This window comes from Streptomyces coeruleorubidus, assembly GCF_028885415.1.
GTDB lineage: Bacteria > Actinomycetota > Actinomycetes > Streptomycetales > Streptomycetaceae > Streptomyces > Streptomyces coeruleorubidus_A.
This window is the reverse complement of record NZ_CP118527.1, coordinates 1,926,172-1,944,494: the sequence shown is the minus strand read 5'-3', so window position 1 is coordinate 1,944,494 and position 18,323 is coordinate 1,926,172. Positions and strand designations below refer to the sequence as shown.

The 18,323-nt window shown below is 73.2% G+C and carries 16 protein-coding genes and 1 pseudogene; 11 read left to right on the top strand and 6 right to left on the bottom strand.

What is annotated here, in order from left to right:
- Positions 1 to 316 precede the first annotated feature (316 nt).
- Complete coding sequence (locus tag PV963_RS09080) at positions 317 to 886, top strand: helix-turn-helix domain-containing protein (RefSeq protein ID WP_274815138.1); 570 nt, start codon at positions 317 to 319, stop codon at positions 884 to 886.
- Positions 883 to 1,602, top strand: coding sequence for a helical backbone metal receptor (locus PV963_RS09075; protein WP_274815137.1), 720 nt, complete (start codon positions 883 to 885; stop codon positions 1,600 to 1,602). Before PV963_RS09080 ends, PV963_RS09075 begins: the two co-directional genes overlap by 4 nt.
- On the opposite strand, the pseudogene PV963_RS09070 reads toward PV963_RS09075, so the two are convergent.
- Positions 1,514 to 2,649, bottom strand: a pseudogene (locus PV963_RS09070) (TDT family transporter). The gene PV963_RS09075 and the pseudogene PV963_RS09070 overlap by 89 nt on opposite strands.
- 70 nt (positions 2,650 to 2,719) lie before the next feature.
- Between PV963_RS09070 and PV963_RS09065 the strand changes: the two are divergent.
- The gene (locus tag PV963_RS09065) at positions 2,720 to 3,649 is read left to right on the top strand and encodes a LysR family transcriptional regulator (RefSeq protein ID WP_274815136.1); all 930 of its coding nucleotides are present in this window, start codon (positions 2,720 to 2,722) and stop codon (positions 3,647 to 3,649) included.
- Between the two features lie 233 nt (positions 3,650 to 3,882).
- Here the strand turns inward: PV963_RS09065 and PV963_RS09060 are convergent, their stop codons facing one another.
- The 3 genes from PV963_RS09060 to PV963_RS09050 all read right to left on the bottom strand — a co-directional run bounded on the left by PV963_RS09060 (position 3,883) and on the right by PV963_RS09050 (position 6,926).
- Entirely contained in the window at positions 3,883 to 4,575 is a 693-nt protein-coding gene (locus PV963_RS09060; RefSeq protein WP_274821979.1) for a gamma-glutamyl-gamma-aminobutyrate hydrolase family protein, read from the bottom strand.
- Positions 4,576 to 4,597: 22 nt separating this feature from the next.
- Complete coding sequence (gene eat / locus PV963_RS09055) at positions 4,598 to 6,043, bottom strand: ethanolamine permease (protein ID WP_274815135.1); 1,446 nt, start codon at positions 6,041 to 6,043, stop codon at positions 4,598 to 4,600.
- Between the two features lie 148 nt (positions 6,044 to 6,191).
- Positions 6,192 to 6,926 carry a FadR/GntR family transcriptional regulator gene (locus tag PV963_RS09050; protein ID WP_274815134.1) on the bottom strand — a complete coding sequence of 245 codons (735 nt, stop codon included), beginning with the start codon at positions 6,924 to 6,926 and terminating at the stop codon, positions 6,192 to 6,194.
- Between the two features lie 84 nt (positions 6,927 to 7,010).
- Between PV963_RS09050 and PV963_RS09045 the strand changes: the two genes are divergently transcribed.
- Genes PV963_RS09045 through PV963_RS09030 form a run of 4 tightly spaced genes read left to right on the top strand, consistent with a single transcriptional unit; the run spans position 7,011 to position 11,503 of the window.
- Positions 7,011 to 8,375 carry a glutamine synthetase family protein gene (locus tag PV963_RS09045; protein WP_274815133.1) on the top strand — a complete coding sequence of 455 codons (1,365 nt, stop codon included), beginning with the start codon at positions 7,011 to 7,013 and terminating at the stop codon, positions 8,373 to 8,375.
- Positions 8,376 to 8,383: 8 nt separating this feature from the next.
- Positions 8,384 to 9,757 (top strand): aldehyde dehydrogenase family protein, encoded by a 1,374-nt coding sequence (locus PV963_RS09040; RefSeq protein WP_274815132.1) that lies wholly within the window; start codon positions 8,384 to 8,386, stop codon positions 9,755 to 9,757.
- Positions 9,754 to 10,539, top strand: coding sequence for a 3-oxoacyl-ACP reductase (locus tag PV963_RS09035; protein WP_274815131.1), 786 nt, complete (start codon positions 9,754 to 9,756; stop codon positions 10,537 to 10,539). Before PV963_RS09040 ends, PV963_RS09035 begins: the two co-directional genes overlap by 4 nt.
- 49 nt (positions 10,540 to 10,588) lie before the next feature.
- Entirely contained in the window at positions 10,589 to 11,503 is a 915-nt protein-coding gene (locus PV963_RS09030; protein ID WP_274821978.1) for a DUF2510 domain-containing protein, read from the top strand.
- Positions 11,504 to 11,522: 19 nt separating this feature from the next.
- Here PV963_RS09030 and PV963_RS09025 read toward each other — a convergent pair whose 3' ends face one another.
- Complete coding sequence (locus PV963_RS09025; RefSeq protein ID WP_274815130.1) at positions 11,523 to 12,725, bottom strand: amino acid deaminase/aldolase; 1,203 nt, start codon at positions 12,723 to 12,725, stop codon at positions 11,523 to 11,525.
- A 1,258-nt stretch (positions 12,726 to 13,983) separates the two neighbouring features.
- On the opposite strand from PV963_RS09025, the gene PV963_RS09020 reads away from it, so the two are divergent.
- From PV963_RS09020 to PV963_RS09010, 3 genes are all read left to right on the top strand, one after another.
- Positions 13,984 to 14,796 carry a hypothetical protein gene (locus PV963_RS09020; protein WP_274821977.1) on the top strand — a complete coding sequence of 271 codons (813 nt, stop codon included), beginning with the start codon at positions 13,984 to 13,986 and terminating at the stop codon, positions 14,794 to 14,796.
- A gap of 8 nt (positions 14,797 to 14,804) precedes the next feature.
- The gene (gene mycP, locus PV963_RS09015) at positions 14,805 to 16,019 is read left to right on the top strand and encodes a type VII secretion-associated serine protease mycosin (RefSeq protein ID WP_274821976.1); all 1,215 of its coding nucleotides are present in this window, start codon (positions 14,805 to 14,807) and stop codon (positions 16,017 to 16,019) included.
- A gap of 83 nt (positions 16,020 to 16,102) precedes the next feature.
- Positions 16,103 to 16,831 carry an SseB family protein gene (locus PV963_RS09010; RefSeq protein ID WP_274815129.1) on the top strand — a complete coding sequence of 243 codons (729 nt, stop codon included), beginning with the start codon at positions 16,103 to 16,105 and terminating at the stop codon, positions 16,829 to 16,831.
- Between the two features lie 8 nt (positions 16,832 to 16,839).
- On the opposite strand, the gene PV963_RS09005 is transcribed toward PV963_RS09010, so the two are convergent.
- On the bottom strand, positions 16,840 to 17,196 hold the full coding sequence (locus tag PV963_RS09005) for a DUF1844 domain-containing protein (RefSeq protein WP_274815127.1): 357 nt from the start codon (positions 17,194 to 17,196) through the stop codon (positions 16,840 to 16,842).
- Positions 17,197 to 17,592: 396 nt separating this feature from the next.
- Here PV963_RS09005 and infC point away from each other — a divergent pair, with 396 nt between their 5' ends.
- Complete coding sequence (infC, locus tag PV963_RS09000) at positions 17,593 to 18,249, top strand: translation initiation factor IF-3 (protein ID WP_274821975.1); 657 nt, start codon at positions 17,593 to 17,595, stop codon at positions 18,247 to 18,249.
- Positions 18,250 to 18,323 lie beyond the last annotated feature (74 nt).

The following is an 18,323-nucleotide window of genomic DNA, read 5'->3' as shown; positions in this document are numbered from 1 at the left end:
ACGCGACACACCGCGTGCCGCCCCGTACCCGAACCCACGAGCAGGATCCGGACAACCACAGAGCGCTACGCCACCCCCCGAAACCCTTCTCTCTCCCTGTTCCTCCCGTAGGAGGAATCAGCGCGCCACCCCCGGGGACGGCGAATCCCCTGGCGCGAACTGTGAGGTCGCGCACCACCTTGTATGACGTCGATGTGACGGGCGCATGCAACGGTTTGCCGAACATGCGTAGGGTGCAGACAACTCAACAGAAGCAGTGCGCCGGGACTCCGGCGCACCGGGACCGGATCGACGGGCGAAGGAGGGAGCCGGAGCGATGGGCGACCACAAAGAACAGCCCCTTCGGGTGGGCGCGGCCGTGCGTCGGCGGCGCCGCGCGCTGGAGCTCACGCTCGCCGTCGTGGCCGAGCGCAGCGGCCTATCGGTCCCGTTCCTCAGCCAGGTCGAGAACGACCGGGCGCGGCCCAGCACCAGCTCCCTGGAGAAGGTCGCCGACGCCCTGCGCACCACCGCGGTCGAGCTCCTCGCCGCGGCCGACCCGGCGTGCAGCGTGGACGTCGTCCGCGCCGACGACCCCGAACCGCTGCCCCAGCCCAGAGCCCGGTCCCTGGTGCGCGGCCACCACCAGATGCACGCCTCCGAGTTCACCGGCGACCACGACGCCGGCCGTGAGTTCCAGTACCGCAACGACCAGTTGATGTACGTCGCCGACGGCGCGGTGGAGATCGAGGCGGAGGGCCGCGCCTACCGGCTCGGCCGCGGCGACACGCTGTACCTCACCGGCGGTGTGCGGCACCGCTGGCGGGCGGCGGAGTCCGACACCCGGGTGATCGTCGTAGCCGTGGCGGAGCACATCGAGGCGGTCCGGGACCGGCCACGCCGGTGAGGGTCGTCTCGCTGGTCCCGTCGCTGACCGAGGCCGTGGCCCGGTCCGCGCCCGGCGCCCTGGTCGGCGCCACCGACTGGTGCACGCATCCGTCCGGCCTCGACGTCGTACGCGTCGGCGGCACGAAGAACCCGAAGACCGACCGGATCGTCTCCCTCGCGCCGGACCTGGTGATCGCCAACGAGGAGGAGAACCGCGAACCCGACCTCGCGGCCCTGCGCGCGGCGGGCGTCGAGGTCCTGGTGACGGAGATCCGCGACGTGCCGCAGGCCTTCCGGGAACTGGCGCGCGTCCTGGACGCCTGCGGGGTGGCGGGCCGCCCGCGCTGGCTCGACGAGGCGGAGGACACCTGGTCGTCCCTGCCGCCGCCCCCGACCCGTCTGACGGCGGTCGTACCGATCTGGCGCCGCCCGTGGATGGTCCTGGGCCGCGACACCTTCGCGGGCGACGTCCTCGCCCGCCTCGGCGTCGACCACCTCCAGGCGGCGCACCCCGACCGCTACCCCCGCATCCCGCTCGCGGAACTCCGCGCCTGCGCCCCGGACGTGGTGATCCTCCCGGACGAGCCGTACCGCTTCACCGCGGACGACGGCCCCGAGGCCTTCCCGGGCCTGCCCTGCGCGCTCGTCAGCGGACGGCACCTGACGTGGTACGGGCCGTCGCTGGCCGAGGCGCCGCGGGTACTGGGCCGGGCCCTGCGAGCAGCTCGCCCCTGAGCAGCCCGCGCAGGGTGCCCGCGGCGGCGGTGGCCCACGCGGCGACCAGCACGGCGTACAGCACGAGAGCCGGTCCCGCGTAGGCCACGAGCCCGGTGCGCCGGCCCAGCGCCTCGGCGCCCGTGACGCAGGTGCCGACCGGGAAGGTGAACGCCCACCAGGTCATCGAGAACCGCATCCCGTGCCGCCGGGCGCGCAGCACATGGGCGGTGGCCAGGCAGAACCACAGCAGCGCGAACCCCATCACGGGCACGCCGTAGAGCACGGCGAGCACACCGAAGCCCTGGCTGTACGGCGCCGGTACGACCCCGGGGGCGACGTCCGCGAACGCGCCGGCGGCGGTCGTGGACTGCCCGAGCGGCCCGAGCACCAGGAACAGCGTCGGGGTGAGGGCGAGGGGCAGCGGCCCGCCGGTGATCAGCCGTGCGAAGACCAGCGGCAGCATGAGCAGGGTCGCGAGCAGGCTGAGCCCGAACAGCGCGACGCAGACGAGGAGCAGCGTCTCCCGGGCCTGACCGGGCGGCAGATGGGGCACCAGCGGCGGACCGACGGCGGCCGACACCATGGGCGCGACCAGCGGCAGCAGCCAGACGGGCGTGGCCTGTCCCGGCTCGACCCGGTGGCGTACGGCCATCAGATACGGCACCGCGACGGCGGCCGCCAGCCCGAGGACCGTACCGGCGCCGAACAGAACGGCGTCGAGCGCCACGGCCGCCCCCGGCCGACGGTGAGGGCACCGCCGCCCACGGACAGCAGGGCCATGGAGAGGCAGCCGTAGAACGGGGCCGTCGCCGGGTCGAGGAGGTGGGCGCGGGCCTGGTCCCGGTGGTGGGCCCAGTGCACGGCCCGGGCGCCGAGCAGGGTGACGAGCAGGACCAGCGAGAGGGCCCACGCGGCGGCCGGCGCGCCGCGCAGCCCGGGGACGTGCGGCGACAGGGCGGCCCCGGCGGTGGCGACGACGGCGGTGCCCATGACCGTGGCGTACCAGTTGGGCCCGAGGTGACGGACGGAGACTGCGCGCTCAAGGGGCTGGGCTGCGGTGACCATGACTCCACGGTCGGGTCGCGGGCACCCCACCACCAGGGAGTACGCCTCTATGGCGACATAAGCTGGGTTTATGAGCAGGACGGAAGAGCAGGGTGAGGTTCCGACCGGCGGGTCCCTGGCGCACCGGGTGCCGGATCTGGGCGCTTTGGAGTTGCTGTTGGCGGTGGCGCGGCTCGGCAGCCTCGGCGGGGCGGCGCGGGAACTCGGCATCACCCAGCCCGCGGCCAGCAGCCGGATCCGGTCGATGGAGCGGCAGCTCGGCGTGGCGCTGGTCGACCGCTCACCGCGCGGGTCCCGGCTCACGGACGCCGGTGCGCTGGTGACGGACTGGGCGCGGCGGATCGTCGAGGCGGCGGAGGCGTTCGACATCGGGGCGCAGGCGCTGCGCGATCGCCGTGACTCCCGGTTGCGGGTGGCGGCGAGCATGACGATCGCCGAGTACCTGCTGCCGGGGTGGCTGCTCGCGCTGCGCGCCCAGCGGCCCGACACGGCGGTGTCCCTGCATGCCGGGAACTCGACGGTGGTCGCGGAGCGGCTGCTGTCGGACGAGGCGGACGTGGGGTTCGTCGAGGGGCTGACGGTCCCGACGGGCCTGGACTCGGTGGTCATCGCCCACGACCGGCTGATAGTGGTCACGGCTCCTGCCCATCCCTGGGCCCGCCGTCGACGCCCCCTGGCGGCCGGGGAACTGGCGTCGACGCCCCTCATCCTCCGTGAGAAGGGCTCCGGTACCCGGCAGGTCCTGGACGCGGCGCTGGGCGGGCTGGCCCGGCCGCTGATCGAGCTGTCCTCCACGACGGCCGTCAAGGCTGCGGCGGTGAGCGGGGCGGGGCCGGCGGTGCTGAGCGAACTGGCGGTGGGGGAGGAGCTGGCGATGCGGCGTCTGGTGCGGGTGCCGGTGGAGGGGGTTGCGCTGGCGCGTGACCTGAGGGCGGTGTGGCCGACCGGGCATCGCCCGACGGGGCCGGCCAGGGACCTGCTGTCGCTGACGCGGGGGTAGCTTCCTCGCCCCCGCCGCCCCTACCCGTCCCATCCCCAGGGTCTCTGCGCCTTCGACCCCGCTGGGGGCTGCGCCCCCAGACCCCGCTTCGGCCTGAACGGCCTCGTCCTCAATCGCCGGACGGGCTGGAGGGAGTGACTCGGCCCGGCGTTTCGAGCCGGGCTTCCTGGCCGACTGATTCGGGTGGTGGGGGTCCAGGGGGCGGAGCCCCCTGGGACCTTGCGCTCACCGGCTCAGGCCACCTCCGCCGCCTCCACCAACGCCCGCATCACCCGCACGTCCTCCCCCATCTCCGGATGCCACTGCACCCCCAGCACCCACCCCTCACGGGACGGCAGTTCCAGCGCCTCCACCGTGCCGTCATCCGCGTAGGCCGACGGGACGAGCCCCTCGCCCAGGCGGTCCACGGCCTGGTGGTGATACGACGGCACCGAGGTCTCCTCCGGCACGACACCGGCGTACAGACTCCCCGGCACGGGCTTGACGGCATGGCTGCCGAAGACGCCCACGACCTCCGCGTGCCCGTCGAGGTGCTGCACCAGCGTCCCCCCGAGGGCGACGTTGAGGAGCTGCATGCCCCGGCAGATGCCCAGCAGCGGCACACCAGCCGCCAGCGCCGCGTCGATCAGGGCCAGCTCCCACGCGTCCCGCTCCCGCGCCGGCGACCCGGTACGGGGATGCCGCTCGGCGCCGTACCGTGCGGGCTCCACATCCGGCCCGCCCGCGATCACCAGCCCGTCCAGCCGGGCCACGGCCGCGGCCGCGTGCGCGGGGTCGTCCGGTGGGAGCATCGCGGCCAGGCCGCCCGCCCGCTGCACGAGCCGGGGATAGCCGACCGGCAGCAGCGCGGCCTCCAGTTCCCACACTCCCCAGCGCGCACCGGACTCCAGATAGGTGCTGACACCGATCAACGGCCTGGCCACCAGAACTCCCTCAACAGTCGACGTCTCAGTCCCGTGTCAACTCTGCCTCGGCCGCGGCCAGCGCCGCGAACTCCTCCTCCGGCGCCTTCGCCACCAGTCGCTTTCGGCTGTACAGACCGAAGTACGCGATGGCCACGACGTACACCGCGAGCGCGATGAACGCCGCCGTCACATCCACCAGGAACGTCGCCACCAGCGCGGCACAGGCCAGCACCAGGGCGACGGAGGAGGTCAGCACCCCGCCCGGCGTACGGTACGGCCGCGGCAGCTCCGGCTCGCGGCGGCGCAGCACGATGTGCGACAGGGACATCAGCGCGTAGGAGATGGTCGCGCCGAAGACCGCGATGTTCAGCATCCGGGCGCCGTTCCCGGACACCGCCGCCAGCAGGAACCCGATCGTGCCGGGCACCAGCAGGCCCAGGTACGGCGCCTTGCGGCGGCTGGTGAGCGACAGGAAGCGCGGCAGATAGCCCGCGCGGGACAGGGCGAACAGCTGGCGCGAGCCCGCGTAGATCAGGGAGAAGAACGACGCCACCAGGCCGGCCAGGCCCGCGTAGTTCACGATCCGGCTCAGGGTCGTCGCCTTGCCGTCCGGCTGGAGCGCCTCGACGAGCGGGTTGCCCGCCTCCTGGATCGCGGCGGAACCGCGGGCTCCCGCCGCCGCGACGAAGGTCACCACCGCCAGCACGACCAGGATGCCCATCGACCAGCGGATCGCCTTCGGCAGCGTACGGGCCGGGTCCCTCGTCTCCTCGGCGGCCAGCGGCACGCCCTCGACGCCCAGGAAGAACCACATGCCGAAGGGGAACGCCGCCCAGATGCCGAGCAGGCCGAACGGGAGCCAGGAGTTCGACCCCGCCGCGGAGGAGTCGACCGGGATGTCGTCCAGCGAGGCGAGCGAGAAGTCGGGCAGTGCCGCCAGCGCGAACACGACCAGGGCGACCACCGCGATGCCCGTGACGACGAAGCTGAAGCGCAGCGCCTCGCCCACGCCCCAGAGGTGGATGCCGAGGAAGATCGCGAAGCAGACCAGGTACATCGGCCAGCCGGACTCCAGGCCGAACAGGCCCAGCGACTCGACGTAGTCGCCGATGAAGATGACGATGGCGGCGGGCGCGAGGACGTACTCGATGAGGATCGCCGTACCGGTCAGGAAGCCGCCCCACGGGCCGAGCGCCCGCCGGGCGAAGCCGTAGCCGCCGCCCGCCGTCGGCAGGATCGAGGACAACTCGGCGAGGGCGAAGACCATGCACGCGTACATCGCGCCCATGAGCACCATGGCGATCGCCAGGCCCCCGAAGCCGCCCTCGGCCAGGCCGAAGTTCCAGCCCGAGTAGTCGCCGGAGACGACGTAGGCGACGCCGAGGCCGGTCAGCAGCACCCAGCCGGCGCTGCCGCGGCGCAGTGCCCTGCGTTCCAGATAGTCGTCCGCCTGCACGGCGGCGGGTGTGCTGGTGGATTCCTGGGACATGGGCAGACTCCCCACGGGAGGCGGACACGGGGTCGAGAGGGTTCGACTCAATGGAATGGATGCATACCTTTGCGGTGTCCGCTACAGGAAGGCAATACCCCTGCGTTAATCACCAGTAAATCCTCGCAACGCCGGGACCCGTCCCGGCTCAGCCGAGGAAGCCGCGCAGCAGCGCCGCCGTCCCCGCGCAGTGCTCCCGCATCATCTCCCGCGCCCCGTCCGCGTCCCGGTCCAGCACCGCCTCCACCAGGGCGGTGTGCTGCCGCTGGGAGTGCTCGAGGTTGCGCACGAGCAGCGGGATGCAGTCGAGCAGGTCGTTCACCGTGGCCCGTACCGCCGCGTACTGCGCGGTCAGCGTCGGCGAGCCGCACAGCTCGGCCAGCGTGAGGTGGAACAGCGTGTCCCGCCGCCGGTAGTCGCCCAGCGGCGCGTCGTGCGTGCGGGACAGCGCCTGACGCAGCCGCAGCTCCTGCTCCTGCGACAGGCCGTACGTGGCGCACAGCCCCGCCGCGCCCACCTCCAGCACCTCCCGGAACCGCAGCATGTCCTCTATGTCGACCTCGGCGATCCGGCGCCGCAGCTCGTCCTCGCCGCCGGCGTCGTTGCGCGGCAGCACGAACGTGCCGCCGTACCGGCCCCGCCGCGACTCCACCAGCCCCTGGTCCTGGAGCACCTTCAGCACCTCGCGCAGCGTCACCCGGCTGATCCCCAGCCGCTCCGCCAGCTCCCGCTCGGCCGGCAGTCGCCCACCCCCCGGCACCAGGCCCAGCCGTACGACCTGGAGGATCTGCTCCAGCGCCTCCTCGAAGCCGTTGCCCGCGCGCACCGGCCGCAGCACCGGCGTCAGCCCGTCCCGCACCTCGCCGCCAGCTTCCTCCGGCATGTGGCCGTACCCCCTTCCCAAGCAATGGTTCTCCGCAATACCTTATGGCTTCCGGTGGATCCAAGGAGCCGAGGAGGCCCTCCCGTGGCAGACCGCACACCCCCGTTGAGCGTCGAGGAACTGCACGCCCTCGTCGCGGGCGGTGAGATCGACACTGTCGTCCTGGCCTTCCCCGACATGCAAGGGCGGCTCCAGGGCAAGCGGTTCGCCGCGCGCTTCTTCCTCGACGAGGTCCTCAAGCACGGCACCGAGGGCTGCAACTACCTGCTCGCCGTGGACACCGAGATGAACACCGTCGACGGCTACGCGATGTCCTCCTGGGACCGCGGCTACGGCGACTTCGCCATGCACCCGGACCTGGCCACCCTGCGCCGCGTCCCCTGGAACGAGGGCACGGCCATGCTCCACGCCGACCTCGCCTGGAACGACGGCTCGCCCGTGGTCGCCGCCCCCCGCCAGATCCTGCGCCGCCAGCTGGAGCGCCTCGCCGAACTCGGCTACACCGCGCAGGTCGGCACCGAGCTGGAGTTCATCGTCTTCAAGGACACCTACGAACAGGCCTGGGACGCGGGCTACAGAGGCCTGACCCCGGCCAACCAGTACAACATCGACTATTCGGTCCTCGGCACCGGCCGCATCGAGCCCCTGCTGCGCCGCATCCGCAACGAGATGGCGGCCGCCGGCCTCACCGTCGAGTCCGCCAAGGGCGAGTGCAACCCCGGCCAGCACGAGATCGCCTTCCGCTACGACGAGGCCCTGGTCACCTGCGACCAGCACGCCGTCTACAAGACCGGCGCCAAGGAGATCGCCGCCCAGGAGGGCGTGTCGATCACCTTCATGGCCAAGTACAACGAGCGCGAGGGCAACTCCTGCCACATCCACCTCTCGCTCGCCGACGCGGACGGCGACAACGCCATGGCAGGGGACGGCGAAGGCGGCATGTCGGACGTCATGCGCCACTTCCTCGCCGGCCAGCTCGCCGCCCTCCGTGACTTCTCCCTCCTCTACGCGCCCAACATCAACTCCTACAAGCGGTTCCAGCCGGGCTCGTTCGCCCCGACGGCCGTCGCCTGGGGCCACGACAACCGCACCTGCGCGCTGCGTGTGGTCGGCCACGGCCGCTCGATGCGCTTCGAGAACCGGCTGCCCGGCGGCGACGTCAACCCCTACCTCGCCGTGGCCGGGCTGGTCGCGGCCGGACTGCACGGCATCGAGCAGAAGCTGGAGCTGCCCGAGCCCTGCCCCGGCAACGCCTACTCCGGCGACTTCGCCCACGTCCCCACCACCCTGCGCGAGGCCGCCGAGCTCTGGGAGAACAGTCCGATTGCCAAGGCCGCCTTCGGGGACGAGGTCGTCGCGCACTACCGCAACATGGCGCGCGTCGAACTGGACGCCTTCGACGCCGCGGTGACCGACTGGGAGCTGCGCCGCTCCTTCGAACGCATGTGAGGTCCTTCTTGTCTTCCGAGCACCTTCTGGAAGTACTGAACCCCGCGACCGAGGAGGTCGTCGCCGCCGTCGCCGGGGCGAGTCCGGCCGACGTCGACGCGGCCGTCACCCACGCCGCCAGGGCACAGCGCATCTGGGCCGCCCTCGCGCCCGGGGACCGCGCCCGGCTGCTGCGCCGCTTCGCGGCCACCGTCGACGAGCACCTGGAGGAACTGGCCCGCCTGGAGGTCCGGGAGGCCGGCCACCTCATCGGCAACGCCCGCTGGGAGGCCGGCAACGTCCGCGACCTGCTGGACTACGCGGCCGGGGGAGTGGAGCGGCTCACCGGCCGGCAGATCCCGGTGCCCGGAGGCCTGAACGTCACGATCCTCGAACCGCTCGGCGTCGTCGGCGTGATCGCGCCCTGGAACTTCCCCATGCCGATCGCCGCCTGGGGCACGGCCCCCGCCCTCGCGGCCGGGAACGCGGTCCTCCTCAAGCCCGCCGAGACCACGCCGCTCACGGCGCTGCGCCTCGCCGAACTCGCCCTGGAGGCTGGGCTCCCCGAGCACCTCTTCCAGGTCCTGCCGGGACGCGGAGACATCACCGGCGACGCCCTGGTCCGCCACCCCGGAGTCGCCAAGATCGTCTTCACCGGCTCCACCCGGACCGGGACGCGCGTCGCGGCCCTCGGCGCCGAGCAGATCAAGCCCGTCACGCTCGAACTCGGCGGCAAGAGCCCGAACATCGTCTTCGCCGACTCCGACCTGAAGGCCGCCGTCGACCCCTTTTCCTTCCTGGACAACACCGGCCAGGACTGCTGCGCCCGCACCCGCATCCTGGTCCAGGAGACGGTGTACGACGAGGTCCGCGAGCTGCTCGCCGAGACGCTGGCCGCCGTGGTGGTGGGCGACCCGGCCGACGAGAAGACGCAGATGGGCCCGCTGATCTCCCGGCAGCAGCTCGACCGCGTCCGGGGCTTCGTGCCCGAGGACGCCCCGGCCCTGCGCGGCAGCGCACCCGAGGGGCCCGGCTTCTGGTTCCCGCCGACCGTGCTCACCGGCGAGCGGCCCGACTCGGCGGCGGCCTGCGAGGAGATCTTCGGCCCGGTCGCCGTCCTGCTGCCCTTCACCGACGAGGCCGACGCGATCCGGCTCGCCAACGACACCCCCTACGGCCTCTCCGGCTCCATCTGGACCCGGGACGTCGGCCGCGCCCTGCGCGTCTCCCAGGCCGTCCGCGCCGGCAACCTGTCGGTCAACTCCCACGCCAGCGTCCGCTACTGGACCCCCTTCGGCGGCTACAAGCAGTCGGGCGTCGGCCGCGAGCTCGGCCCCGAGGCCCTGGCCGCCTTCACCGAAACCAAGAACGTCTTCATCAGCACGGAGGGCCCCGCACAGTGACCGCTCAGGAAAGCATCTGCCGCCGGCTGGTCGGCCGCAGCGCCGTCGTCACCGGAGCCGGCAGCGGCATCGGCCTCGCCGCCGCCCGCCGTCTCGCCTCCGAGGGGGCGCACGTCGTCTGCGGTGACGTCGACGAGGCACGCGGCAAGGCGGCCGCCGAGGAGACCGGCGGCATCTTCGTGAAGGTGGACGTCACCGACCCCGAGCAGGTCGAGGCCCTGTTCAAGACCGCCTACGACACCTACGGCAGCGTCGACATCGCCTTCAACAACGCCGGCATCTCCCCGCCCGACGACGACTCCATCCTGGAGACCGGCCTGGAGGCCTGGAAGCGCGTCCAGGAGGTCAACCTCACCTCCGTCTACCTCTGTTGCAAGGCCGCCATCCCGTACATGCAGCGCCAGGGCAGGGGCTCGATCATCAACACGGCGTCCTTCGTGGCGAGGATGGGCGCGGCCACCAGCCAGATCTCGTACACGGCCTCCAAGGGCGGCGTCCTCGCCATGTCCCGTGAGCTGGGCGTGCAGTTCGCCCGGGATGGCATCCGGGTCAACGCCCTGTGCCCCGGGCCGGTCAACACCCCGCTCCTTCAGGAGCTGTTCGCCAAGGACCCGGAGCGCGCCGCGCGCCGCCTGGTGCACATCCCGCTGGGCCGGTTCGCCGAGGCCGAGGAGATCGCCGCCGCCGTGGCCTTCCTCGCCAGCGACGACTCCTCCTTCGTGAACGCCACCGACTTCCTGGTCGACGGCGGGATCGCCGGGGCTTACGTCACACCCCTGTAATAGCGGTGTCCGGACGGCCGGGATCTCGCTCTACAGTGCCGGGATGAGCATGACGCCACCGCCCGGCTGGTATCCCGACCCGCACGGCCCGCATCTGCAACGCTGGTGGGACGGCACGGCCTGGACCGAGCACCGCCGTGCGCCCGAGGTGGCCACGGGCTCGGTGCCCCCGCCCCCGGGCGGCGGCACCGGGCGCGCGAAGGCCGTCGCCCTCATCGCCGCCGGAGCCGTCCTCGTCGCGGCGATCGTCACCGGAGCCGTCGTGCTGAGCGGCGACGACGGTGACGGCGCGGAGACGAGGACCGCCCCGACTTCCGCGCCCCCGGCCACGACCGGCCCGCCGCAGACGACTCCCGAGGCGACCGCGTCCGCGTCCGAGCCGTCCGCCGACGACCCGGCCGTCGTCGAGGACCAGCTCAACGGCGTCACCTTCCCGCTCCTCGACGGCTGGGTCCGGCCGCAGCACGTGGCCCAGGACGACGTCGTCATGACGACCGACGGCACCTACGACTGCCCCGGCGGCGTCGGCCTGTGCCGCCACGGCCTCGTCTTCTCCCGCACGGTGACCGAGAACGACGAGAAGTCCCCCGAGGCCCTCGCCAAGGCGGACATCAAGGACGCGGCCGACGAGGCCTACGACCGCGACGAACTCGGCCGTGAGCTCTACGGGGGCATCGAGTCGCACCAGCTCGTCAAGTCCGGGCCGGTCGCGGTGGCCGGCCGCGCCGGGTACCTCGTGCGCTGGCGCGTGCGGACCGCCAAGGGGCCGGGCGGCTACGTCCAGTCGCTCGTCTTCCCCTCCAGCGTCGGCACCGAGTCGCCCGTCCTCGTCCGCTACGTCTTCGACGCGGGCGAGGACGGACCGCCGCTCGCCGACATGGAGCGCATCACCAAGGGCATCCGGCCGTTCGGCGACGCGGACACGGGCGGCGGCGTGGGCAGCAGCATCGGCCCCGCGGACTGATTCCCCGGCGGCTGACGGGTTACAGGAACGTGTGGCCCTCGCCGCGGTACGTCGGCACGGTCGCCGTCACCGCGTCCCCCTCGACCAGGTGCAGCACGTCGAACCGCTCGCACAGCTCACCGGCCTTGGCGTGCCGGAACCACACCTTGTCACCGATCAGCAGGTCGTCGGCGGGCGAGCCGAGCAGCGGCGTCTGCACCTCACCGGCCCCCTCCTGAGGGTCGTAGCGCAGTCCCTGAGGCAGATACGGCACGGGCAGCCGGTCGGGCCCGGCCGCGCCCGAGGCGGGGTACCCGCCACCGAGGACCGTCACGACCCCGACGCCCGGCCGTCGTACGACGGGCTGGGCGAAGAGGGCCGCCGGACGGCCGCTGAACGACGTGTAGTTGTCGAACAGCCGCGGCACGTACAGCCCCGACCCGGCGCCGATCTCGGTCACCGCGTCCTCGGCCGCCGTGTGCTGCACCGAGCCGGTGCCGCCGCCGTTGACGAACTCCAGCCCCGGCACGACGGCCCGCACCGCGCGCACCACCTCCGCGCGCCGCTGGGCGAGTTCACGCTTGGCGGCGGCCTGCATCAGCCGGACGGCACGGGACCGCAGAGGCCGCCCCGCCACCGCGTCCCCGACACCGGCGACATGCCCCTCGTACGCCATGATCCCCACGACCTCGAAGCCCGGCCGCCGGGCCACGGCCCGGGCCACCTCGGCGACCTGGGCGGGGGAGTGCAGCGGCGAACGCCGGGCTCCGACCCGCACCCGCCCGCCGAGCAGCTTCAGGGAGGTGTCCAACTCCAGGCAGACACGCACGACTTCACGCCCACCGCCCCGCGAAGCGTCGATCAGATCGAGCTGGGCGACGTCGTCGACCATCACGGTCACGGCGGCGGCGAGCTTGGGATCACCGGCGAGTTCGGCGTACGCGGCCCGGTCGGCGGACGGGTAGGCGAGCAGCACGTCGTCGAACCCCGACCGGGCAAGCCACAGCGACTCGGCGAGGGTGAACGACATGATCCCCGCGAAACCGTCCCGGGCCAGGACGCGTTCCAGCAGCGCCCGGCACCGCACGGACTTGCTGGCGACCCGGACGGGCTTGCCCCCGGCGCGACGGACCAGATCGGCGGCGTTGGCGTCGAAGGTGTCCAGGTCCACGATCGCTACAGGGGCGTCGAGATGGGCGGTGGCCCGGTCGTAACGGGCCCGGTCGGAGGCGCGCGCAGTCATGGACGCAGCCTGCCAGACAGGATTACCGCAGGGTAGGGGGACGTTCCGGGCAGATGCCCCGGGCTCGTGGACTGGTTCCCGTTCGCGCAGGAACAAGCCGTAGAGTGACGCGCACGTACGGCGGAGCGGCGCCGGCCGGACTTCCGCGCTGGGATGACGCTCCATCCGTACGGGTATGTGTGCCCGGGACGACTCAGTGCCGGGCCTCGGGCAGGACGACACCGGCCCGCGCATTTACGCAGCGGCCCGGGTACGAGGAAACGGGGGGTGCATGAGCACGGAAGCACGGCGTGCCTCTTTCCCCCCACGTCCCGGCACCCCACCACGCCCCTCGCACCCACCGGCCTCGCCCGAGGACGCCCAGGCGGCATCCTCCGGCGCGGACACGGATGACACCCCGTCGGTTTCGGACGACCGGGGGCGTTCCGGCGTCCGTGGGCCGAGTGCGGGTACGGCAGGAAGGCCGACCGCGGGTGCGCGGCGCCCGTCGCCGGAGCGGGACACGGCCCCCTCAGGGGCTGCTGCCGCCGGGCAGGAAACGGGCGCTCGGGGCGGTGGCCCGGCCTCCGACGGGGCCGACGGCTCGAACGGCCGCCCCCGCTTCCCCAGCTTCGGCGACACCAAGGCCCGGCGTACCGAGCCCGCCGCACCCCCGCGTACCGAGCCCGCCGCCCCGCCCCCGCCCCGCGCTTCCGACCGCTTCCCGGACACGCGGCCCGGCGTCGGCCGAGTGACGCGACCCGAGTCGGACAGGCCGTCCGCACCACCGGACGCCGCCCCTCCGCGACCGCGTCACCTCCCCACGCCGGGCCCGTCCGGCCGGCCGGGTCGTTCGGACGCTCCGGCCGGGGCTTCGCCGGAGACGGCCGGCCGGCCGGGGTACGTCCCCACGCCACGCCGTACCGGCGCCCCCGCCGAGAACTCCTCGGAGACGACCGCCCGCCTGCGACCGGTCCCCGCCGACCCGTCCCCCGCAAAGCGAGCCGAGCGCCCGTCCTCCGAGCCTGCTGAATCCTTCGTCCGCCCCGGTTCCGCCCGGCCCGGTGTTCCGCCGCGCCCCTCGCGCGAGCCGCAGGTCGGTGCCGACGCCGACACCGGTGCCACCACCGGGCGTGGCATGCGCATGCCCTCGCCACCCGCCCACCGGCCCGCCGCAGTCCGGCAGCCCACCCCGAACCCCACCCACGTCTCTCCCGACCCGTCCCTCTCCTGGAGCGCCCTGCCCCCCGGCCCCGCTCCCGCCGGCCCACGACCCGTCGTGTCCTTCGGGGAGCCCGAGGGATACGACGCCGACGCGCGTCCTCGGCCGCTGGGGCGGCGCGGTGCGTCCCAGGCCGCCGCTGCCGCCGTCTGTCTCGTGCTCGGGCTGGGGCTCATCTCGGGCGCGGTCACCGGGAGCTGGCTCGTGGGGGACTCCGGGGAGGAGGGCCCGCGCAGCACCTTCACCGCGGCCGGAAGCCTCTGGCACAGCGTTCCCGTCGACCAGTTGTTCCCGCCCACCGTGCAGGGCCAGGGCGCCGGCCCCGGCGGAGCGGACCGCACCTGGACCCGTATCGCCGTCGCCCCGGACAGCGGCTGCAAGGACGCCTTCAATCCCCTGCTGCGCAAGGCCCTCGCCCCCGTCGGCTGCGAACGCCTCCTGCGCGCCACCTACACCGACGCCACCGAGAGCTACGTGACCACCGTCGGCCTGCTCTTCACCAAGGCCGACGCCCCGGGCATGACCTCCCTCGCGAACCGTTTCCGCAAGGAGCGCCTGGACCGCCGCAGCGACCTGATGCCCCTGCCGTACGCCGCGAAGGACACGCCCGCCGCCGACTTCGGCCCGGAGCAGCGCGCCGCCTGGACCGTCTCCGTGCTGACCGAGGCCCCGGTCGTCGTCTACGCCGTCTCCGGCTGGGCCGACGGCCGTACCGTCGACGACCCGCAGCCCGCCGAGGACGCCATGAAGTCCGGCGCCACCACCGCCCCCGCCCAGGCGGGCCTCGGCAACGAGGCACAGGGCCTCGCCGACCGCGTCGAACGCGGCCTGCGCAAGAACGTCCGCTCGGCCACGGAGCAGCCGTCGTGAAAGCCGTCATGAATCCGGCCGGGAAAGCCACAAGGAACCCGGCCGGCAAAGCCGCCAGGGCCGGCCGGTCCGCGGCGCTGAGCGTCCTGCTCGCCGCCGGCCTCGTCCTCCTGCCCTCCACCACCGCCCACGCCGACGGCATCCGCGCCCAGCAGTGGGCCCTGGAGGCCATGCACACGCAGCAGGCCTGGCAGACCACGAAGGGCGAGGGCGTCACCGTCGCCGTCCTGGACACCGGCGTCGAGGCCGACCACCCCGACCTGGTCGGCAACGTCCTCCCCGGCAAGGACCTGATCCGCTTCGGAGCCGAACCCGGCGACCGCGCCTGGGCCCGGCACGGCACCGCCATGGCCGGCATCATCGCCGGTCACGGACACGGCCCGGGCAACGCCGACGGCGTCCTCGGCATCGCCCCCGAGGCGAAGATCCTCCCCGTCCGCGTGATCCTGGAGGACGGCGACCCCTCCCGCGCCAAGGCCCGCAGCACCCGCGGCAACGCCCTCGCCGACGGCATCCGCTGGGCCGCCGACCACGGCGCCGACGTCATCAACCTCTCCCTCGGCGACGACTCCGCCTCGGCGCACCCGGAACCCGCCGAGGACCAGGCCATCCAGTACGCCCTGAAGAAGGGTGTGGTCGTCGTCGCCTCCGCCGGCAACGGCGGTGAGAAGGGCGACCGCATCTCCTACCCGGCCGCCTACCCGGGCGTCATCGCCGCCACCGCCGTCGACCGCGCCGGTACCCGCGCCCCCTTCTCCACCCGCCGCTGGTACGCCACCGTCAGCGCCCCCGGCGTCGACGTGGTCATCGCCGACCCCGACCGCAAGTACTACGAGGGCTGGGGCACCAGTGCCGCGTCCGCCTTCGTCTCCGGCGCCGCCGCGCTGGTCAGGGCCGCCCACCCCGATCTGACCCCGGCCCAGATCAAGTCGCTCCTGGAGGACACCGCCCGCAGCTCCCCCGTCGGAGGCCGCGACGACTCCAGGGGCTTCGGTTTCGTCGACCCGGCCGCCGCCATCAAGGCCGCCGACCGGCTGAAGCCGCAGGGCCTGCGCTCGGCGGCGTACGGCGCGAAGTACTTCGGCACCGGCCCGGACGCCACCGGCTCCGGCGGCGACACCGCGGACTGGGCCGCCCCTTTGGCGGGTGGCGCCGGCGGTGTCCTGCTGGTCGCGGCCGTGGTCTTGTGGCGCGGGCGCCGCACGATCCAGGACGACCTCTAGCCGCCGGGCGCGAGGACCTCTGGCCGCCGGCCACCAGGCCCGCCCGCCGAAGCCGCGCCACCCGGCCTATAGGGTCGACGACCGTGGCGAACAAGAACATCCCCGACTCCGGCTTCTCCGACGACGACGGCTCCGCCGACCCCCGGCTGAGCGCGGCACTCGCCGCCTGGTCCGAGGACCGCGGTGCCGTCGGGCCGGTCCTCGACGCCCTCAAGGGCGCCCGGCTGCTCGTCCCCCTCGTGGCCGTGCTCGGCGAGGTCGAGGAGGACGAGCGGGGACTGCGCCGCGAGAAGACCAGCGACATGGCCGTACCGACACTGAAGGCCGGGAACCGCACCGCCCTCCCCGCCTTCACCTCCACCGACTCCCTCGCCCGCTGGGACCCGGCGGCCCGACCCGTCGCCGTACCCCTGCACCAGGCCCTCCAGGCCGCCGCGCACGAGAAGGCGGACACGGTCGTGCTCGACCTGGCCGGGCCCGTGCCCTTCGAACTGACCGGCCCCGCCCTGCTCGCCCTCGCGGAGGGCCGTACGACCACCGACCCGCTCGCCGACCCGGCCGTCGTCGGGGCCGTACGCGAGGCCGTGGCCGCCGAGCCCGCCGTCCTGCGCGCCCACCTCGGCCCTGGCCAGGCCGACGGCACCCTCGCCCTGGTCCTGGACCCGTCCGCCGCCCCCGCCGAAGCCGCCCGGGCTCTCGCCCGGCGGCTCGCCGCCGACGAGACACTGAGGGCCCGCCTGGTGCGCGGCCTCGACCTGGCACTGCTGCCGGCCGGGGCGACGCCACCGGGCGAGCCCTTGTTCGTACGCTGACGGTCGAGCTAGCCGTAGACCGGGCCCGTGTACTTCTCGCCCGGGCCCTTGCCCGGCTCGTCCGGGACGAGCGACGCCTCGCGGAAGGCCAGCTGGAGCGACTTCAGGCCGTCGCGCAGGGGCGCCGCGTGGAACGAGCTGATCTCGGTGGTGGACGCGTCCAGCAGGCCGGCCAGCGCGTGCACCAGCTTGCGGGCCTCGTCCAGGTCCTTGTGCATGTCGCCCTCCTCGGTCAGACCGAGCTTCACCGCGGCGGCGCTCATCAGGTTGACGGCGACCGTCACGATCACCTCGACCGCCGGGACCTCGGCGATGTCACGGGCCATGGCGTCGAAGTCGGGGGACTCAGGAGGGGTCTCACTCATGCCCCACACGATAGGCGCAGGCGGGGCGTGCGCCGTACCAGGCCCCGAGGCGCCGCAATTAGCCGTTCCTGGCCATTGCTGGTAATCTCGTGTAACGACCGGTCGGACCCGCATGCCTCGCGGCCCGCGAGCCCGACCCACAAGTGGAGGCTTTCGAACTCCCACCTGACCGCCCCCAGGGCGGCGGGTCACCGGTCAGACGGTCCCGTCCCAGCGGCGGCGATCCGTCCGAAAGCGCGCCCCGCGGCTCCCCGCGGCGGTGCTCCGGTAGTTCGAGGAGCCCCGCCTGGGAATCGTCCGGGGCATTTTTTGTGCTTCGGCGCGGTTAGGTCTATCGAACAGAGACGTTACGCGGCCGTCCGCCAGACCGTCGCGTGGTGCTACCGAGGAGGATCCATCAGCGCCGAGCCCCGCATCAACGACCGGATTCGCGTTCCCGAGGTGCGACTTGTCGGTCCCAGTGGCGAGCAGGTGGGCATCGTCCCGCTGGCCAAGGCACTGGAGCTTGCGCAGGAGTACGACCTGGACCTGGTCGAGGTCGCGGCGAACGCCCGTCCGCCCGTGTGCAAGCTCATGGACTACGGGAAGTTCAAGTACGAGTCGGCCATGAAGGCCCGTGAGGCGCGCAAGAACCAGGCGCACACGGTCATCAAGGAGATGAAGCTCCGGCCGAAGATCGACCCGCACGACTATGACACCAAGAAGGGTCACGTCGTCCGGTTCCTCAAGCAGGGCGACAAGGTCAAGATCACGATCATGTTCCGTGGTCGCGAGCAGTCCCGGCCCGAGCTGGGCTACCGACTGCTCCAGCGGCTCGCGGAGGACGTCCAGGACCTCGGTTTCGTCGAGTCGAACCCGAAGCAGGACGGCCGAAACATGATCATGGTCCTCGGTCCGCACAAGAAGAAGACCGAGGCGATGGCCGAGGCTCGCCAGGCGCAGGAAGCCCGCAAGGCGGAGGCGAAGGCCAACCCCGGCCGTTCGCAGAACGCCGCGGACGCCGACGTCGACGCGGACGCCGATGCGCCGGCCGAGGAGCCCGCAGAGGCGTGACCCCCGGGACGCCAGTCCCAGGAAGCAACCGAAACAAGACGACGCTCCACCGTGCCCGGTTTTCGCGACCGGGC